The organism is Mesorhizobium sp. P2_C4 (assembly GCF_056404575.1).
The window spans coordinates 1,271,110-1,288,588 of sequence record NZ_JBFUDT010000002.1 but is presented as its reverse complement, the minus strand read 5'-3'; the positions used below and the strand labels follow the sequence as shown (position 1 = coordinate 1,288,588).

At 61.1% G+C, this 17,479-nt stretch carries 14 protein-coding genes; 6 read left to right on the top strand and 8 right to left on the bottom strand.

Annotated elements, in window-relative coordinates; translation table 11 throughout:
- On the bottom strand, window positions 1-2,095 hold a 2,095-nt coding region (locus tag AC1DX6_RS12520; protein WP_477313607.1), incomplete at its 3' end, for an Ig-like domain-containing protein.
- Window positions 2,096-2,509: 414 nt separating this feature from the next.
- On the opposite strand from AC1DX6_RS12520, the gene AC1DX6_RS12515 reads away from it, so the two are divergent.
- Window positions 2,510-3,454 carry a transglutaminase-like cysteine peptidase gene (locus tag AC1DX6_RS12515; protein WP_477313606.1) on the top strand — a complete coding sequence of 315 codons (945 nt, stop codon included), beginning with the start codon at window positions 2,510-2,512 and terminating at the stop codon, window positions 3,452-3,454.
- Between the two features lie 22 nt (window positions 3,455-3,476).
- On the opposite strand, the gene AC1DX6_RS12510 is transcribed toward AC1DX6_RS12515, so the two are convergent.
- The 6 genes from AC1DX6_RS12510 to rocF form a co-directional block, all read right to left on the bottom strand.
- The gene (locus tag AC1DX6_RS12510; protein WP_477313605.1) at window positions 3,477-4,118 is read right to left on the bottom strand and encodes a ribbon-helix-helix domain-containing protein; all 642 of its coding nucleotides are present in this window, start codon (window positions 4,116-4,118) and stop codon (window positions 3,477-3,479) included.
- Window positions 4,108-5,397 (bottom strand): HlyD family type I secretion periplasmic adaptor subunit, encoded by a 1,290-nt coding sequence (locus AC1DX6_RS12505; RefSeq protein WP_477313603.1) that lies wholly within the window; start codon window positions 5,395-5,397, stop codon window positions 4,108-4,110. The genes AC1DX6_RS12510 and AC1DX6_RS12505 overlap by 11 nt, the downstream gene beginning before the upstream one ends.
- Before the next feature lie 44 nt (window positions 5,398-5,441).
- Window positions 5,442-7,574: a type I secretion system permease/ATPase gene (locus AC1DX6_RS12500; RefSeq protein ID WP_477313601.1), complete on the bottom strand. Its 2,133-nt coding sequence runs from the start codon at window positions 7,572-7,574 to the stop codon at window positions 5,442-5,444.
- A 38-nt stretch (window positions 7,575-7,612) separates the two neighbouring features.
- Window positions 7,613-9,061: a TolC family outer membrane protein gene (locus tag AC1DX6_RS12495; protein WP_477313600.1), complete on the bottom strand. Its 1,449-nt coding sequence runs from the start codon at window positions 9,059-9,061 to the stop codon at window positions 7,613-7,615.
- Window positions 9,062-9,831: 770 nt separating this feature from the next.
- Window positions 9,832-10,887: an ornithine cyclodeaminase gene (locus AC1DX6_RS12490; RefSeq protein ID WP_477313598.1), complete on the bottom strand. Its 1,056-nt coding sequence runs from the start codon at window positions 10,885-10,887 to the stop codon at window positions 9,832-9,834.
- A gap of 2 nt (window positions 10,888-10,889) precedes the next feature.
- Entirely contained in the window at window positions 10,890-11,822 is a 933-nt protein-coding gene (rocF, locus tag AC1DX6_RS12485; RefSeq protein ID WP_477313596.1) for an arginase, read from the bottom strand.
- Window positions 11,823-11,956: 134 nt separating this feature from the next.
- Here rocF and AC1DX6_RS12480 point away from each other — a divergent pair, with 134 nt between their 5' ends.
- Together AC1DX6_RS12480 and AC1DX6_RS12475 are read left to right on the top strand one after the other, a co-directional pair.
- Entirely contained in the window at window positions 11,957-12,397 is a 441-nt protein-coding gene (locus tag AC1DX6_RS12480; RefSeq protein ID WP_095771477.1) for an Lrp/AsnC family transcriptional regulator, read from the top strand.
- Window positions 12,398-12,560: 163 nt separating this feature from the next.
- The gene (locus AC1DX6_RS12475; RefSeq protein ID WP_477313594.1) at window positions 12,561-12,911 is read left to right on the top strand and encodes a hypothetical protein; all 351 of its coding nucleotides are present in this window, start codon (window positions 12,561-12,563) and stop codon (window positions 12,909-12,911) included.
- 117 nt (window positions 12,912-13,028) lie between these two features.
- Here AC1DX6_RS12475 and AC1DX6_RS12470 read toward each other — a convergent pair whose 3' ends face one another.
- Window positions 13,029-13,280: a hypothetical protein gene (locus AC1DX6_RS12470; RefSeq protein ID WP_477313593.1), complete on the bottom strand. Its 252-nt coding sequence runs from the start codon at window positions 13,278-13,280 to the stop codon at window positions 13,029-13,031.
- Window positions 13,281-13,375: 95 nt separating this feature from the next.
- Between AC1DX6_RS12470 and AC1DX6_RS12465 the strand changes: the two genes are divergently transcribed.
- From AC1DX6_RS12465 to AC1DX6_RS12455, 3 genes are all read left to right on the top strand, one after another.
- Window positions 13,376-13,504, top strand: a complete 129-nt coding sequence (locus AC1DX6_RS12465; protein WP_477313591.1) for a hypothetical protein — start codon at window positions 13,376-13,378, stop codon at window positions 13,502-13,504.
- A 228-nt stretch (window positions 13,505-13,732) separates the two neighbouring features.
- On the top strand, window positions 13,733-15,769 hold the full coding sequence (locus tag AC1DX6_RS12460; protein WP_477313717.1) for a caspase family protein: 2,037 nt from the start codon (window positions 13,733-13,735) through the stop codon (window positions 15,767-15,769).
- A 9-nt stretch (window positions 15,770-15,778) separates the two neighbouring features.
- Window positions 15,779-17,287, top strand: a complete 1,509-nt coding sequence (locus tag AC1DX6_RS12455) for a radical SAM/SPASM domain-containing protein (RefSeq protein WP_477313589.1) — start codon at window positions 15,779-15,781, stop codon at window positions 17,285-17,287.
- Window positions 17,288-17,479: the final 192 nt, after the last annotated feature.

Sequence of the window (17,479 nt, the reverse complement as noted above, 5' to 3'; positions counted from 1 at the left end):
TCAGCGTGGTGTGCGAGGTGTCGCCGTCGCCGTCCTTGATGGTGTAGGTGAAGACGTCGTCATGGCCACCGGCCGAGCCGGCATCGCGGGTATAGGTGTAGGTGCCGTCGGCGGCCAGCGTCAGCTTGCCGTAGAGGCCCTGGATCTGCACGCCGAGCGTGGCTGCATTGTCGACGTCGGCATTGGTGTTGCCGGCGGCGACGCCGACCACGGCAGCGCCGTCGGCGCCCTTGGGGTCGGCAACCCCGTCGGTCGTGTTGCCGTCGAGGGCATCGGTTCCGCCGGTCAGCACATTGCCGGTGGCCGGGCCGAACAGGCCGGCCCCGATGCTGTCGATGTCGGCAACCGCCGTCGGAACGTCGTCGACGATGTTGATGACCAGATTGCCGGCCGGCGCCGGATCGCCGTCGGCGTCGGTCACCACCACCGCGAAGCTGGTGCTTGACGGATCGGTCAGCGTGTTGTCGATGAGCGTATAGGAGTAGCTGATCGTGCCGAGGCCAGTCGCCGGATTGTAGACATAGCTTGCCGTCAGCGTGCCTGTCGTCCCGTCGGCGAACGCGGTCGGGACACCGGTCAGTACATGGCCGCCCAGCGACACTGTCGTCAGGCCGTCCGGCGACGTGAATCCGATCGTACCCGAGGTCGTTTCCGAGGTCGCAGGCTCGTTCGAGCCGGAAGGCTCGCCGGCGCGCGCCGGCAGGCCAGCCTCATAGACCGTCGTGTCGTCGCCGCCCGCTACCGGGATCGATACGGTCGGCGTTCCATCGCCGATCGAAATCGTCAGCGTGGTGTGCGAGGTGTCGCCGTCGCCATCCTTGATGGTGTAGGTGAAGACGTCGTCATGGCCACCGGGCGTGCCGGCATCGCGCACATAGGAGTAGGTGCCGTCGGCAGCGAGCGTCAGCTTGCCGTAGGTGCCCTGGATTTCGACGCCGAGCGTGGCTGCATTGTCGACAGCGGCATTGGTGTTGCCGGCCGCGACGCCGACCACGGTAGCGCCGTCGGCGCCCTTGGTGTCGGCATTGCCGTCCGTGGTGTTCGCGTCGACCGCGTCCGTACCGCCGACAAGCACATTGCCCGTCGCGGGGCCGAACTGGCCCGCGGCGATGCTGTCCGTGTCGGCCACTGCCGTCGGAACGTCGTCGACGATGGCGACGGCAAAGGTGGTGCTGGCCGAATCGCCGTCGACATCCGTAACCGTGATGCTGAAATTGTCCGGAACCGTGTCGTTGGGATTGAACCCGTCCCCCTGAAGGGGATGAGTGACTGATTCAGTCACCGTGTAATTGTATTCGATAGCACCCGTGCTCGGATTGTAGGAGACGATCGTCAGGTAGCCGAAATCGCCCGGAATCTGCTGGCCGACGGCGGTAACGGTGACGCCGTTGATGACGATCGACCCGATACCATCCGGTGCGTCGATGCTGATCGTTCCGACGCCAGAGGTTTCAGCGTTACTCGGCGCATCGCTGCCGGGTGATTGTGACGGGCCGCCGTCGATACCGGTTTCGCTGGCCGCCTGGTCCGGGGTGAGCAAGGACGTGGCCACCACGGAAACCGGCCTGTCGACGACAGACGGAAACAGCTCGCGCCGATCCAGAAGCCCAAATTGCAGAGCCGTCGGGGGCAACAGTGCCGACAGGTCAAACCCGTCGCCTATGCCACCGGGGGGAACCGAGAAATCTGCGCCTGCACTTGGGTTCGAACCACCCGGGCCGGCCGATATCGAACCATCGGCACCGAAGGCGACATCGACATGACTAGCTTCAAGCGCTGCCAGCAAGGCAACGCGAGGAACCTCGACGTCACCGATGATGAAGGTCGGCACGTTGAGCGCGCCATCCTTGATAACGATCACCGAGCCGTCAGCCTGTTCGAGCACGAGGTTGTGGCCGTCGACCTTGATGTTGTCGATCGAGACGTTGGCCGGAAGCTTTACCACGTTGCTGGCGTCGGCCACGTATTCGTGGGGCGCAGCTGCAGCCGGGGCCTTCGCCTCCGCAGGTGCATCCTGCTTGACGGGCGCACCGCTGCCGACGTCAACCGGTACGGGCTCGGCAGGTGCCGGCTGCGCGGCCTGCGCTACCTGCATCCCTGCCTGCGCCGGGGAGCCGCCATGTTCATGGGGAGCAGAGTGCTCATCCCAAGAATTCGAGACGGTGTCCAATTCGTTACTGTTCGTCATAGCAAACCCCTCCAGCATTTCCCGGAAAGAGACAGTGACGGCCCCGGCTTTGCAACTATCCCACAATCACTTTCATATATTCCGATATACGTATCTCATCATTTTTTACGCATGGTAAACCCCGAACGCATAACCAGATATGCATTGACTGAGCCGTGGCCCATTTGATGCCCGGCAGTCGATTTGAGTTGATAGGCATAAGTATAAATTTGAATAAAATTTTATGCAAGATAGATGATCCTGTTTGCGAAAAATTTATCCACCTTCCTTTCCAGTAATTTGAGACAAGGTTGGTAGCGTCCACAGTCAAAGGTGGGCGCTATGAAAAAAGAAAAATCCGCCCCGGGGATAACCGGGCTCAAGCTGCTTCTGCTGGCGATGAGCATCGCAAGCCTGCCGCAGCCATCATCCGCGAGCGCCATCGCAGCTGACGTCGGCCGTACCGATGCACTGCTGGCGGCGGTCGAAACCCCGTCTAGCCTCGGCGGCATTTCGCTAGCTCGACCGCAACCTTGGCAGCCTGTTTCAGCCTACAGGATCGGCATGGTCTTCGGCAGCTATGGTCCTGTTGCTGCTTATGAAAAGCGTGGTCCCTCGATCGCGCAGGACGACGCCGGGATCGACCCGATCCAAACGGCGGCGATCATTCCCGGCGTGTTCGGTTCGGTTGCCCTGTCGATGCGCAATTTCCCGGTTTCAGCGCGCTGGGCGCCCGTCTACAAGGCAATTGTCGAGTGCACCGCGGCCAGCGCATGCGAGCGCAAGAACAGCACCTTTGCCGGGATCGTCGAGGCCGCCCGGGACAAGCGTTTCATCGACAAGCTGTCGTTCGTCAACTCAAGTATAAACCGCGCGATCGCCTACAAGAAGGACAGCGTGGTTTACGGCAAGCTCGACTACTGGGCCAAACCCTCGGAAATCCTCGAGCGGCGGGCAGGGGACTGCGAGGATTTCGCCATCCTCAAGATGGCCGCGCTGCTGCATGCAGGCATCCCGGCGCAGAGCATGTCGCTGGTTGTCTTGCAGGATCGCAAGCGCGGTTTCTTTCATGCCGTGCTGTCGGTCAGCACCGGCAGCGGCGTCTTCATTCTCGACAGCCTGAGCAATGTCGTTTCGCGCGACAGCGAACTGCCGAGCTACGTGCCGCTGTATTCGTTCAGCACCGACCGGGCGTGGATCCATGGCGCAAAGACCGGCTCCGCGCAAATCGCCGATATCAAGGGCGGCCTTTCGACGGTCGCGCCGGGCGAAGGTCTGCAGCAGTAAGTATGCCTTCAGGCTGTCTTCTCTAACCGCCGAAGACGAACGCCATCAGCAGTTCCGGCTCGACCACCGGCGCCCGCACCGCGTTCAGTTGACCTCGGTAGCGGCGATCGCCGGCGCCGATGACGAAACCGGTGGCGACCGGGGTCTCGCCATTGGCATCGAGCCTTGCGAATATGTCGGCGACATTGAGGTCCAGCGCAAGCTTGAGGTCGTGGCGCGCGTCCTCGTTCGGTGCCACCGGCAATTGACGACGTACTAGTTGCTGGAACGGCGCATTGAACGTCAGGATCTTCTTTGACGATGACAGGGCAAAGGCCGGTGAGGGACAGGCGACCAGAATGGCGTTGATGGTCTTGATCGACGCCAGCCTCTGCAGAGTGAGATTCTCGTCGGCCAGTCCACGCATGCAGGCCACGCGGATTGCCGATGTCAGGTTTCCGGTGTTGGCGTGGCTCTCGGCGATCTCTTCGATCAGCATGCCGATCGTGCATTTGCGGTTTTCGGCCATTTGCTTCAGCGAGGTCCAGAACGCCCGCTCCAGACGAATGCCGCGGCGCGTGCCGCCGCGCGCCACAACCCGGAACTCCAGCCCGAAATCCTCTGCCGCCAGCGGTGGCAGCAGCCGGTCGCGATCGGCAGGAGGGGAGATCGCGCTACCGCTCACTCATCGCCTCCTCACGCGCCTTGTTGATCGGCTTCATCAGGTAGGTGAGGATCGTCTTGCGCCCGGTCTTGATGTCGACCGAACAGATCATGCCGGGGATGATCGAATAGGTCTTGCCGTCGCGTGTCAGCGTCGATTTGTCGGTGGCGACGCGAACCTGATAGTAGGGTTCGCCGGTCTTCTGGTCGACCAGGCTGTCGGCGGTGATGTTCGAGACCTTGCCTTCGATGCCGCCGAAGATCGAGAAGTCATAGGCGGTCACCTTGATCAGCGCGTCCTGGCCCGGCCGGATGAAAGCGACGTCTCGCGGTGAAACCCGCGCTTCGACCAGCAGGGTCTCGGAGGTCGGCACGATACCAGCGACGACTGCGCCGGGCTGGACGAAGGCGCCGACCGTGTTGATGTCGAGCGTGTTGACGATACCGTCGACAGGCGAACGGATGTCGGTGCGCGCCACCTTGTCGGTGGCGCCGCGTATGGTCTCATCCACCACCGAGAGGTCGGCGAGCGCTTCTGTCAGATCGCTAAGCGCTTCCTGTTGCAGCTGCAAGCCGAGTTCATCGACCTGAAGCTGGGCTTCCGTGATGGCCGACTTGGCTTTCTTGATGGTTTCTCCGGCGAGTGCCAGCTGGCCATTGAGCTCGGTCTGCTCGCGCTCGACGCGGAGCTGCTCGGTTCGCGCCATCAGGCCTTTCTTGACCATCGCTTCGACCAGCTTCGCCTCCTGGTCGCTGACGGCCAGATTCTTCGTCAGGCGATCGGCATTGGCGTTGGCCTCGTCCAGTTCCTTCTCGCGCTGATCGAGGCGCGACTTGAGAACCGAAAGCTTGACTTCGAAGTTGTCGCGGCGCGCGATGAGCAGCTTCTGCTCGTTGTCGCAGATTTCCGGCGCCACCTTCTGGATCTCGGACGGGCAGGGAAACGCGCCCTCGAGAGCGCCGGTCTGTTCGAACTTGAGCCGTGCAATGCGCGTCTGCAGCGCCCGAGCCTTGGCCTGCTGCTCGCCGAGGCTTGAGGTGTTGAAGGTGTTGTCGAGGCGAATGATGAGGTCGTTCTTCTTGACGATCTGCCCGATCGTCACAGCGATTTCCTGAACAACGCCGGGCTCGCTGGCCTGGATGATCTGGGTCTTCGACGCCGGTATGATCTTGCCGTCGCCGCGCGCGATTTCATCGACCTCGGCAAAGGACGCCCAAGCGACCGAACTCGCAAAAAGCGCTCCGATGATGAATATCGACGCCGACGCGAAAAGCGGCGGGCGGTCTTCCCTGCTAAGCATTCCTACGCCCCAACGTATTGAATGTATTCAATAAGTCTGTTCTGTCAGGCGCTTGTTTTCTGCAGCGCCTGTATCACTTGGTCTTTCGGTCCATCGGCGACGATCTTGCCCTGCTCGATGACAATCAGGCGGTCGGCCAATTCTAGCATGCTGAAGCGGTGCGTCGAAACGATCAGTGTCGTGCTGCGATCGAAGGCCACTTTGAGCTGCTTGATCAGCTGGCGCTCGGAAGCCAGATCCATCGAGCCGGACGGTTCGTCCAGGAAGACGATTTTCGGTTTGGTCAGCAACAGGCGGGCAATTGCCATTGTCTGCCGCTGGCCGCCCGAGAGATTGGTGCCGCGCTCGCCGACATTCATGTCATAGCCGCGCGGATGGCGGGAGACGAAATCGTCGACGCCGGCAGACTTGGCCGCTTCGACGATCTGTTCATCAGTTGCCTCCGGGCACGCCATCAGGAGATTTTCCTTGATGGTGCCGGAAAACAGATCGTTGGCCTGCGCGACGATACCGACCGCCGCACGAACCTCCGATGGGTGGTATTGGCGGATGTCGATCCCGTCCAGCAGCAGCTCGCCGGAGGTCGGCAGAAAGAGCCTGCCGATCAGCCGCCCCATCGTCGTCTTTCCCGAGCCTATGCGACCGATGATGCCGATCCGCTCACCTGGTTTCACCGAGAAGTTCACGCCGGTCAGAACTTCGTTTTCCGAACCCGGATAGACAAAACCGACATTCCTGAACGCCATCGCTCCATTGCGAATGGGGCGGTTGACGAAACCAACCGTGTCCGGCCGATCCTCCGGCTGCGCCATGATCGAATTGACAATTCGCAAGGAGAGCATTGCCTGACGAAGTCTGGACAAGGTGATCGCGATCTGCCCGAGCGGAGCCACCGCCCGGCCCGCCAGCATGACGGTGCCGATGATGGCGCCGGTGGAGACATGGCCTTCCGAAAAGGCATAGGCGCCGGCCACGATCAGGGCGACGGTGACCAGCTGCTGGATGGCCTGCGTTATGTTGCCGGCGGCAGCCGAAAGCTGCTTTATCTTTTCGGACGTGTTGGATGCGTTCTTGGAATGCTCGGCCCACTTTCGCAGAAGGTACGCCTCTGCCCGCAGCGACTTGATCGTCTCCAGCGTGGAGATGGACTCCACCAGCAGGGCCTGGCGTTGCGAAGCTTCGTTCATGGACGCGGCAACGCGTTTGCCGATACGCCGTTGCGTGATCAGCCCGACGATCACGGAGGCGACAAAGGCAAGGGCAGGTATGATGACCAGCCAGCCGCCTATCGCATAGATGACAAGAAGAAAGACGAACACGAATGCCGTGTCGATGAAGACGCTGATGGTGTTCGACGTGAAGAACTCGCGTACGAACTCGTACTGCGTCACCCGATTTGCATATTCGCCGGTTGAGCCGGGGCGTGCCGACAGAGACGAGTTCAGCACTTTCTCAAACAGCATGTAGGAGATGCGAAGATCAGCCTTGCGCCCGGCATAGTCGATAAGCGATGCCCTGGCTGTCTTCAAAAGCAGGTCGAACAGAATGACCGCGCCGATCCCGATCGACAGCACCCAGAGCGTCGAAATCGCCTTGTTGGGCAAGATCCTGTCGTAGACATTCATGGTGAAGATCGGCGAGGCGAGGGCCAACACATTGATGAAGACCGCCGACAGGACGACCTTCGAATAGGTGCGCCAGAACGGCGCCATCGTTCCCGTCAGCCAATGTCGCCGTTCGATCTTGGCCGCCGAACCGACGTTCATCCCCTCGACCGCGTTGGCGTAGGTTATCGAGAAGGAAACGCCGCCGCTTATATAGCTTCCGGCAAGCTCGGATTTGCTGATGGATGTGCGGCCGTCTTCCTGGGGAGCGGTCGTAAATCCACCGTCCGCTGTCTCGGCAAGCAGAGCAACCGGCAATTGGCTGACGCGAAATAGAATGGCGGGGAGGTCTATGCGTCCGCGAAGAAAATCGCGATGGCTGAACTCGGTGATTTCGAGGCCGATGCGCTCGGCAAGATGCCGGATGGCATCGATCTCAATTTGCGTGTCCGACAGCGGCACACCGGCAAACAACACGGTCTCCGCGCTCGGCCTGCCGAGATATCCGGCGACAGCCGAAAAGCAGGCTTTGAAGGCCTCTTTTGGGGACAGGATTTTGGGTTGTGGGTTCACGATCTGCCCGCGGGACTATCGTTCGACCTTGGGCCCTCCTACTTCTTTCTTACCGGCGCGAGGATGTCAAAAGGCAGATCGTTCTTTTGCTCCGACGGCGTGCGTGCATAGGTTTCGGTGTCGGCCGTTTCCGGTGCATTGAACTCTGCCTTGGCGTAGGCGGTGGCCTGTTTGGCCGGATGAAGGCCCATGGTGTTCAGCAACTGTCCGGTTGCCGCCAGCAGCCGGTACTCGGCGAACAGCGATGCGTAGGACGCGGTGTCGGCAAGCGTCGCTGTGTTGAACCTGGTGTTCTGCGCATCGAGCACGTCGAGCAGCGAGCGCTGTCCGACCTTGAACTGCTCGCGATAGGACCCCACCAGCCTTTCGTTGGCGGCAGCCTGAAGCTTCAGTGTCTTGGCCAGGTCGGCCTGCCGGAAGCGTCGATCCCATGAAGTACGGACGGCTTCCTCGATCTCGCGCAGGACTTGGTGCAGGACAAGGCGCTGCTCGCTGGTGCGGCGGATTTGTTCCTGCTCGTTGGCCTTGTCGATGCCGCCGCGATAAAGGTTCCAGCGCAGCACGACCCTTGCCTGAAGGTCGCTCGTGTCGCCCTCACTGCCATCGATGTCGGATCCTGCCCTGGCGACACCTTCGGCGGTGATCGAGGGTCCGAATTTTGCCCGTGCGGCATCCACGAGGGAAGCTGCGGCGTCGATATCGCTGTTGGCCATATGCACGCGCGGATTGTTCTGTCGTGCCAGCCCGATTGCTTCATCGAGCGATCTCGGCAGCGCGGCGGACACATCGCCCGGCCTCGAGGCGCTGGTCAGCGGCTTTCCGACAGTCTTGAAGAACCGGATCTTTGCTGCCTCTAGTTCCTCGGTGGCTTCTTGCAAACGGGCTTTGGCGGCGAACAGCCGCTCCTCAGCCTGCTGACGATCGGCCTCGTTCAGCGCGCCGCCGGCAATGCCTTGCTGGATGTCGCCGAGAATTCCCTGATGGAATCCGAGGTTCTTCTTCGCCTCGGCGACGATCGAGGCCTGCAACATGGCTTCGAGGTAATCCTGGACAACCGAGAGCCCAATGAATTCGGACCGTTCCAGAACCCGGAACGAGGCGCCGTCGACGCGCGAGGCCTGGCGGTTGAGTTCGGCGCGCCTCGCACCGCTGTCGTAGAGGGTCTGCGTAACCGTGAGATCGGTTTCAGCTGGATAGAGCGTGTCGTTCTCGATGGAAAGAGAGCGCCTGTTCGGATTGTCGAGGCGGCGAGCCCCCGCTGACGCTTCCAGGTCGACGCTGGGCAGATAAAGCCCTTTCGCCTGGCGCAACTCGAATTCGATTGCTTCGCGGTTTTCGATTGCCTGGCCAATCTCGGGATTGGACTCCACCGCAACGGCCATGGCCTCTTTAAGAGTGAGCGCATGGGCACTCCCGCAGCTCAATATGGCAACCGTCGTCAGCAGGCCAAGGCGCTTGCATATGGCCGACAGAGCTGTCGTATTCATCTTATTCCACCCCAACGTTTTCCCGCTGCGCCCTTTTTCAGACGCTACAACCCAAGCGTGATTGTCCACAAATTCACGAAAGATGTCAGTACCTATTGATTTTAGAGGCCCCTAAAAAGGTGGATTCAAGCAATAAGGTTGCGGAATGTAGCAAAAATGGCACAGAACCAATACCCGCTGCGGTTTCTGGCAAAAGCCATCAGAATTCGAACAGGGCAAACGAAAACATCCGCGAACAGGGCTACAAGGTGATCCTATAAGCCAGTCTCCCGAAATAGCCTGACTATTTCTGGGTGTATATTGCTTCGCAAGCGCGACCGGCAGCAGCTTGGTGGCGGCTGCTGGTAAGCTTTAACCTGCTTTCCAGGCGCCTGGAAGCTGGAACGGACACTGCGGTTGAGCGCCGCCGACCGGGTACGGTTGTTCAAGCCTTGCGAGGTCGCGCCGCGGACGAAGCGCCATGGGCGGTCCCTTGCGATGCAGGGATTGAACCTGCGACCCCACCCGTCTGAAAGATGTGCATTCGACATTTTGTGGCCTGCACATCGCCCAATCTCCCGTGAACAGGCCGAAAACAGGGGGTGGTCCGCTTTCGACCCAAACAGGGCGCTTATTATTTGGCGCCGAGCGTCGGCAGTAAGCGTGATCCGGACATCACCAACGGCAGCTTCTGGCCTTTGATTGATGGGGAAAGCTTGGTCGAAGGTGCACGTCTGATTGGGCCAAGATTGTAAAAGCTTTTACCGGACGCTGCTTTTGGGCGAGCTTCCTCAAGCAGCCGGTTGCATAGCCGCCCTCAGCAGCATTCCATAGAGGTCGCGAGGTTCATCCGGATCGGCGAGCAGGTCGAGTTCTTCGTAGAGGCCCGTCGCTTGCAACTGGTCGCGCACATAGCGCAGCGCCGAAAAATCCTCGATGGCAAAGCCGACTGAATCGAACAGCGTGATCTGCTTAGCGTCTCGGCGACCCTGGACCTTGGCGGCTATCACTTGCCACAGCTCGGTCACCGGATGGTTGGGATCCAGCTGCTGGATCTCGCCCTCGATGCGTGTCTGCGGCGGGAACTCGACGAAAATGTCTGAGCGCAGCAAGATGTCCTTGTGCAGTTCGGTCTTGCCAGGGCAGTCGCCACCGACGGCGTTGATGTGGACGCCGGAGCCGACCATGTTGTCGGTGAGTATGGTGGCGCACTGCTTGTCGGCGGTAACAGTCGTGATAATCCCGGCGCCTTCAACTGCTTCCTGCCCGGTCCCGCAGATGGTGATGTCGAACCCCATGCCAGCCAGGTTCTTCGCGCATTTCAGCGAGGCTGACCGGTCGATGTCATAAAGCCTGAGCCGATCGATACCAATCAGCGCCTTGAAGGCGATCGCCTGGAATTCCGACTGCGCGCCATTGCCGATGATGGCCATGGTGCGCGCGCCGCGCGGTGCCAGATACTTGGCCGCGACAGCCGATGTGGCGGCGGTGCGCAGCGCCGTCAGGATGGTCATTTCCGTGAGCAGCATCGGGTAGCCGCTGCCGACATCGGCGAGCACGCCGAAAGCCGTCACCGTCTGCAATCCTTGGCGCATATTCTTCGGATGGCCGTTGACGTATTTGAAGCCGTACATCTTGCCGTCGCTGGTCGGCATCAGCTCGATGACGCCATCATGGCTGTGCGAGGCGATGCGTGGCGTCTTGTCGAAAAGCTCCCAGCGTCGGAAGTCTTCCTCGATATAGCCGGCGAGCTCGGTCAGGAAGCGCTCGACGCCGATGGCGATCACCAGCTTCATCATGCGGTCGACGCTGACGAAGGGGACGATGTTCAGCTTTGCCGTGGTCATGATCAAAAACTCCCGGAATGGCTGCGGGTCGGACGGTCCATGATGCGGCGGCCCATCAGGCTCGCCGTGAGGTCGACCATCAGCGTCGCGGTGCGGCCACGCTCGTCCAGAAAGGGGTTCAACTCGACCAGGTCGAGGCTGGAGACGAGGCCGCTGTCGGACAGCATCTCCATCACCAGATGCGCCTCGCGGAACGTCGCACCGCCAGGAACCGTGGTGCCGACTGCCGGTGCGATCGACGGGTCGAGGAAGTCGACGTCGAGACTGACATGCAGCAGCCCGTCTTCATCAGACACGCGCGCCAGGAAGGCGCGCAGCAGCGGCGCGATACCATGCTCGTCGATGGCGCGCATGTCGTGCACGGTCACGCCCGCCTGGCTAAGCGCCCTGCGCTCGGCCGGGTCGACACTGCGCAGGCCCATGGTGCAGATGCGCTTGGGATCGACCGCTGCCGGCAGATCCGGGAAATAGCCGCCAAAGCCCGGCTGGCCGCTGGCGTAAGCGAGCGGAACACCGTGCAGATTGCCGCTGGCGGTGGTGTCGAGCGTGTGAAAGTCGGGATGGGCGTCAAGCCACAGCACGAACAGTGGGCGTCCGGTTTCAGCGGCGCGGCGGGCGAGGCCCGACACGGTCCCGGCCGAGATGGAATGGTCACCGCCGAGAAAGATCGGCATGGCATTTTCGCTCGCCGCGTAGGCGGCCTCGGCAATGGCGGATGTCCACGCCGATACCTCGGGCAGGGCCTTCAGCGCCAGGTTGCCGTGCGAAATGCGCCTCGCCGGCATCGCCTGGACGGCGCCCATATCCTCGACAGCGTGACCGAGGCCGGACAGCACTTCAGCCAGTCCGGCAGTCCTCAGGGCACTCGGCCCCATTTCGCATCCCATTCTGCCGGCGCCGTCCTGCACTGGCGCCCCGACGATTTTGCAACGCATGGTTTTCCCGCGGTTCAAGTCCTGATAGCCGCGAGAAGATCATGGCGGGCCGGCGATATGAACAGGGTGAATTGGCAATCCGAAAAGCATTATCTATCATAACGGCAGCGGAATTGATCAAAATGGTAACTTCGATGGATGCGTTGGACGAACGGCTGGTGACCTTGCTGCGACATGACGCGCGGCGCAGCGTGTCGGATCTCGCCGTCGATCTCGGCGTTTCGCGCGCCACGGTTCGGGCACGTATGGAGCGGCTGGAACGGTCCGGCGACATCATCGGCTACACGGTGGTCCTGCGCGCCGACGCCGTCGATCAGCGCATCCGCGGCATCATGCTCATCGAGATCGAGGGCCATGCCGCCGACCGCGTGGTCCGGGCGCTGGGTGGCTTCCCGGAAGTCTCGACCATTCATACCACCAATGGCCGTTGGGATCTGGTGGTCGAGCTCGGCACTGCCTCGCTGACTGATTTCGATGCTGTACTTCGGCGCATCCGCCTCATACCCGGCATAACGGGCAGCGAAACCAGTCTACTCCTGGCGACGCCACGCACGACGCGAGCACGACTTACCTAGTCTCTTGTGAGCAGAAGGATCACGGTTAAGTCGCCTTGGTGCAGCTGCACAAGCAGAGACATTTTGTCAGCAGTCAATGTGATCTCGTTGCAGGGCACCTCTGCGAACCGCTGCGCTGGTGCTATGGTGCGCCGGAACTCATCAGACGGTAAGGATCTGAGGCATGTCCGGAGTCACCCGCCGCACACTTCTTGTGTTCGCCGCCGTTGCGTCTGTCGTTGAACCAACGTCTGCTGAAGGGGAGGGCACGTCACGCGAATTGCAGGCTCTGATCGCAACCCATGAGGCCGCCTATGCGGCGCTCCATAGAGTTGTCCATCGAGCGGGCAGCAGCCAGCACGATCGCAAGATGGCAGACCGAATCGAAGAGCAAGCCTTGCTGGCCATCTGCTCCTATCCTGCGACCAGCCGAGGCGACCGCCAGGTCAAGGCCGAGTACCTACTGACTGTTGAGGCGCGGGGCGAGCTCGACCTCGAACAGCACATGCAGGCCATCTTGCACTCCATGGGGTAGATGGCGGAGAGCAAATCCGCCACGTCGTCGCCTCGCTGGCGCTTCGCCATATCGACCTTTCGAAACGCACCGTCTTTCAGGATGCGCGCAGCGTGCGCACCAAGAACCGGAAGACCTTCACGTCATGGTTTTTTTTCCGGTCGGCGAAGCATAGAGGCGATCGTCGCCGACTGGATCGGGTTTCTGACAACCGAAAGGCCCTTCGGACCCGACGATCCCGTCTTTCCGGCAACCCGCGTCGCGCTCGACGGCGAGGGCCGGTTTGGTCCGGCGGGACTGGACCACAAATTCTGGAAGAATGCAGACGCGATCCGCCGCATCTTCCGCCAGCGCTTCAAAGCGGCAGGCCTTCCCTACTTCAACCCTCACTCGTTTCGCACGACACTGGCGCGGCTCGGTTCGACGATCTGCCCGACACAGGAGGGTGGGCGGCGTGGTCCACGAATCTCGGGCACGAGGACGCAATGACCACCTTCAGAAGCTATGCGACGGTTCCCAGCCATCGCCAGGCCGAAATCTTCGACGCCAAGGGCGCGCCAGACGCTGAGACGATGCAGCGCGTGCTGGACCATCTGCGCAGGACCGCGGCATGACGGGCGTGGGCACCTTGTTCGCCTTGATGGTCTCACAATCGGTCGTAAGCGCCGCCTTTGTAGCTGAGCAGGAAGTTGGCCACCATGGACGAACGTCACCACGTTCGCCAGCCGGTTCGCGCACATCCATTAGCCTCTGCCCTCTCAATTGCATCACCCAGGATTGCATCACCCAGGCGCCGGGGGCATAGTTGCTTCGTCCGGCGACAGAGGTGCCCTTTGAAAGCCATGATATCCTTTATTTTGGCGGTATCTTCGGTTTTCATGCTGGCGACCGCGACCCCCGCGTTTTGCCAAGGCAGGCGCCAAGCCATTGTCATCGGCAATTCCACCTACCTCAGCGGTGTCCTTAAGAACCCTCTCAACGACGCCAACGCCATTTCGATCGCGGCGCAGGATCTCGGCTTCGAGGTCATCCTGATTAAGGACGCAAAGCTGGAAGAGATGCGCAATGGGTTAAGGCGCGCGATCGAATCCGCAAGCGACGCGGACATCCTCATGCTCTTCTTCGCGGGCCATGGCGTTCAAAGCGGGGGCAAGAATTATCTGCTGCCGGTCGACATAAACATACGAGACGCCGGCGAGTTGCCGAAGCGAGCTATTTCTGTGGCCGATATCGTCGAATGGCTGGTGGAGGCCGACGTCAAGTCGAGCATCATTTTCCTCGATGCCTGCCGCGACAACCCGTTCCCGCAGGCCAACATAGCCGAACCGGGTCTTGCCTTCATCGAAAGCGGCAGCCTTGAACTCGTCGTGAGCTATGCCGCGGCGGCCGGCGCGATCGCCTATGACGGGACGGGACCGAACAGCCCTTACAGCAGTGCCCTGGTCGAGGCATTGCGCATGCCCAACCTAGATGTCTACGCAATGCTTCGACAGGTGCGCGGACGTGTACGGGAGATGACTGATGGCCGGCAAATTCCCTGGGTTTCGGGTTCGATCGAGCGCGAGATAGTACTGAATGTAGCCGGCCCGGTCGAAGTGGCCGACGCTGCGGAGGCGCCGGCGGCACCGGCATTTTCGGGCGAGCTTGACGATACCGCCTGGAGTACCATCCGTGCCAGTACGAACCCTTCCTATTTCGAAAAGTTTGTCAGCGATTTTCCGACGAGCCCACATGTCGAACTGGCGGTGGCAAGGATCGACGCCCTGGCGAAGCAGAACAAGCGATCAATCGCGGTCAGCTACGCCGAGCCCGCGGTGCTTTCGGTGGCGGAAACACCAAATCCCTTGCATGACCCGCTGGCCTTGCTGGTCGACTATTGCGACGTGCTCGCGGCAAGCGAGACGGACCCGCTCCGGCTCGGTCCAGGCGTTCCGCTCTATGCGCTCGACCCGCAAAAGGCGATTCTCGCCTGCACAGACGCTATCGCCAAGTTCCCGGATGAGGCGCGCTTCTACTATCAACTCGCGCGGGCGCTTGCCATGGGAAACCGATGGCCGGAGAGCGCCCGCTATGCCACTGTGGCTGCCGACCGGGGATATGCCGAAGGCTATAGCATACTCGCGTGGATGAATGCGGCGGGCCTCGGAATGCCGAAGAATCCGCATCGTGCGATCGAACTCTGGAGAACCGGCGCGAGGCTCGGCAGCCCGAATGCCCGTGCCAATCTCGGCCGTTCCTACAGGGACGGATTCGGTGTTCCCGCCTCGATGGCCGATGCTTTCTATTGGCTGAGGCTCGCCGCCCTGACTGGCGAACGGGTCGCCGCGGACGACCTCGGCAACATGTATCGGGAAGGCCAAGGGGTCGCGGCGGACGTCACCCAGGCGGCCAGATGGTACTACCTGAGCGCCTCGCTCGGCGGAAGCAACGCGATGACGACGATCGGCAATCTTTATCGGGACGGCGAAGGCGTCGGTCGCGACCTCGAGTCGGCGGAGCTCTGGTACCAGAAGGCCATAGCAGGCGGTAACCGCTTCGCGCCGTTCCAGTTTGCGCGACTGAAACTCAAGCAGAATGACGGCAAACCCTCGCCGGACATCATCAAGTTGCTCGTCCTCGCCGGTGATCGCGGATTTGCCGAGGGCTATCTGCAAGCGGCGAAACTCTACGCGGCGGACAAGGGAGCCAAGGAAGGACGCGAACGCGCCTATTTCTATGCGCTGCTGGCAAGCGGTTCCGGATTTGATGACGCGAGCGCGTTTGCCGAGAAACTGAAACCGTCGCTGGGATCAAACAAGGCGACCAGGATCGAGCGCGCGGCCGCCATCTGGCTTGAACAGAATGGGGACTTCGCGCGCAAATCCGCATACGCGAAGTGAGCGGGAACCTTGCAAACGGGCTACCCGATCATCGACACAATTCAGAACGAACCGGATGCTTCGGACGTTCCGCCTCATTTCCGAGATGCCCTCAAAGCAATCGAAGCATCCCGGATGCATTACATCCGGCTCAACCGAGAAGCGGCGACCGAGCCCGGGTTCGTTGGGCCGGAGGAATTCGCCGAAACGACCTATGCGAAGCTGTTCTCAGACCCGGTCGTGTGGACCAGCAGCGAGCTGACACGGTTTTTCCGCTGGGCCGTCGAGCGGGGTTCACCTTGCAAATTCGCGTTGGTGCTCGCCACGATGAACGCCCTCAGGGAGGGCGAGTTCAAGCGCGCGGCCAAGTATTCCCGCAAGGCGTTCCTGCTTCTCGTCAACGATCTGTTCATTCAAAAGCTCGACCGGCTCGCAAATCCCGAAAGGGACAAGGATCATCCCGACCTTGCTGGCCGGTTTTGCCGGGCGCCTTTCGAATCGATCGAGACCGCCCCCGGCGGGGACGTCCATTTCTGCTGCCCGGCGTGGCTGCCCGTGCCCATCGGCAATCTCAACGCAAGCTCACACGAGGAAGTCTGGAACTCGCCGACCGCGCAGAAGATCCGAGAGTCGATTCACGACGGCTCATATCGCTATTGCAGCCGCGTCCATTGCTCGCTTCTCTCCTCGAATTCCCTGCCGAGGAAGGAACATCTCAAGCTAGGCGATCTGCGCACGATTTCGGACAAGCGACAGACACGATTGGCATCGAGGCCTCGACGGCTGGTGCTCGCGCACGACAGAAGCTGCACGCTTTCCTGCCCTTCATGCCGCACAAAGGTCATCATCGCAAAGAGCGCCGAACAGGACCGCCTCGACCAGATGGCTGACGATGTGCTGTTGCCACTGGCCAGGGACGCTCGGCGCGTCAGGGTGACCTCCAGCGGCGACCCGTTCGGCAGTGGCCATTTCCGCTATGTCTTGAAGCGGCTCGACCGGTGGCGATATCCGGAGTTGGTGCTCGAAATTCAGACCAACGGCGTCCTATTCGACGAGAGTGCGTGGCGCGAACTTGACCTTGCGGGGCGGCTTGGATTGGTCGCCATATCGCTCGATGCCGCCAAGGAAGGGACCTACGCTATTGTCCGCCGCGGTGGATCGTTCAGGCGACTGTATGAAAATCTCGGCTTCCTTGCCGGCCGCCGCAAAGCTGGAGAAATTTCCCATATGCGGCTGGACTTCGTTGTTCAGGCGCTCAATTTCCCGGAAATGCCGGAAATGCTTTCGATCGCTGACTGTTACGGTTTCGACCGCATCAAATTCCAGATGATCCGGAACTGGAATACCTACAGCCCGACCGAGTTCGCCGAACACGACATCGGCTCGCGATACCATCCGCGATACGGCGAATTTCTCGAGATTCTCCGCAATCCCGTTCTCCAATCGGAGCGCATAGAGTTCTGGGGCATGAGTGGACCTCTCTGCGAAGCGAGAAGGACAAATGCCCCCGGTGACGCCGCCCTGCCGTCGCGCCCGTAAGGCAATGTGGGAAGCGCGGCTGGCCGGGCTGTCGGCGGTCGCACTGGCATCGCTCTCGTCACCGCAATCTGGGCGTGTGGCATGGGGTCTGGGCCTACTGTCTCGTCTAAAGTTTCGCAGTCAATATATCCGCTTCTTGCGATTGGCCGGAAGTTGGTCTTATGCATTCTTCGACGGACCCTAATCCCCCAT

Bases quoted from the DNA above. Each gene is read 5' to 3' on its own strand.
- AC1DX6_RS12515 (WP_477313606.1), top strand. From the start codon at position 2,510: ATGAAAAAAGAAAAATCCGCCCCGGGGATAACCGGGCTCAAGCTGCTT.
- AC1DX6_RS12505 (WP_477313603.1), bottom strand. From the start codon at position 5,397: ATGCTTAGCAGGGAAGACCGCCCGCCGCTTTTCGCGTCGGCGTCGATA.
- AC1DX6_RS12495 (WP_477313600.1), bottom strand. From the start codon at position 9,061: ATGAATACGACAGCTCTGTCGGCCATATGCAAGCGCCTTGGCCTGCTG.
- AC1DX6_RS12490 (WP_477313598.1), bottom strand. From the start codon at position 10,887: ATGACCACGGCAAAGCTGAACATCGTCCCCTTCGTCAGCGTCGACCGC.
- rocF (WP_477313596.1), bottom strand. From the start codon at position 11,822: ATGCGTTGCAAAATCGTCGGGGCGCCAGTGCAGGACGGCGCCGGCAGA.
- AC1DX6_RS12480 (WP_095771477.1), top strand. From the start codon at position 11,957: ATGGATGCGTTGGACGAACGGCTGGTGACCTTGCTGCGACATGACGCG.
- AC1DX6_RS12475 (WP_477313594.1), top strand. From the start codon at position 12,561: ATGTCCGGAGTCACCCGCCGCACACTTCTTGTGTTCGCCGCCGTTGCG.
- AC1DX6_RS12465 (WP_477313591.1), top strand. From the start codon at position 13,376: ATGACCACCTTCAGAAGCTATGCGACGGTTCCCAGCCATCGCCAGGCC.
- AC1DX6_RS12460 (WP_477313717.1), top strand. From the start codon at position 13,733: ATGATATCCTTTATTTTGGCGGTATCTTCGGTTTTCATGCTGGCGACC.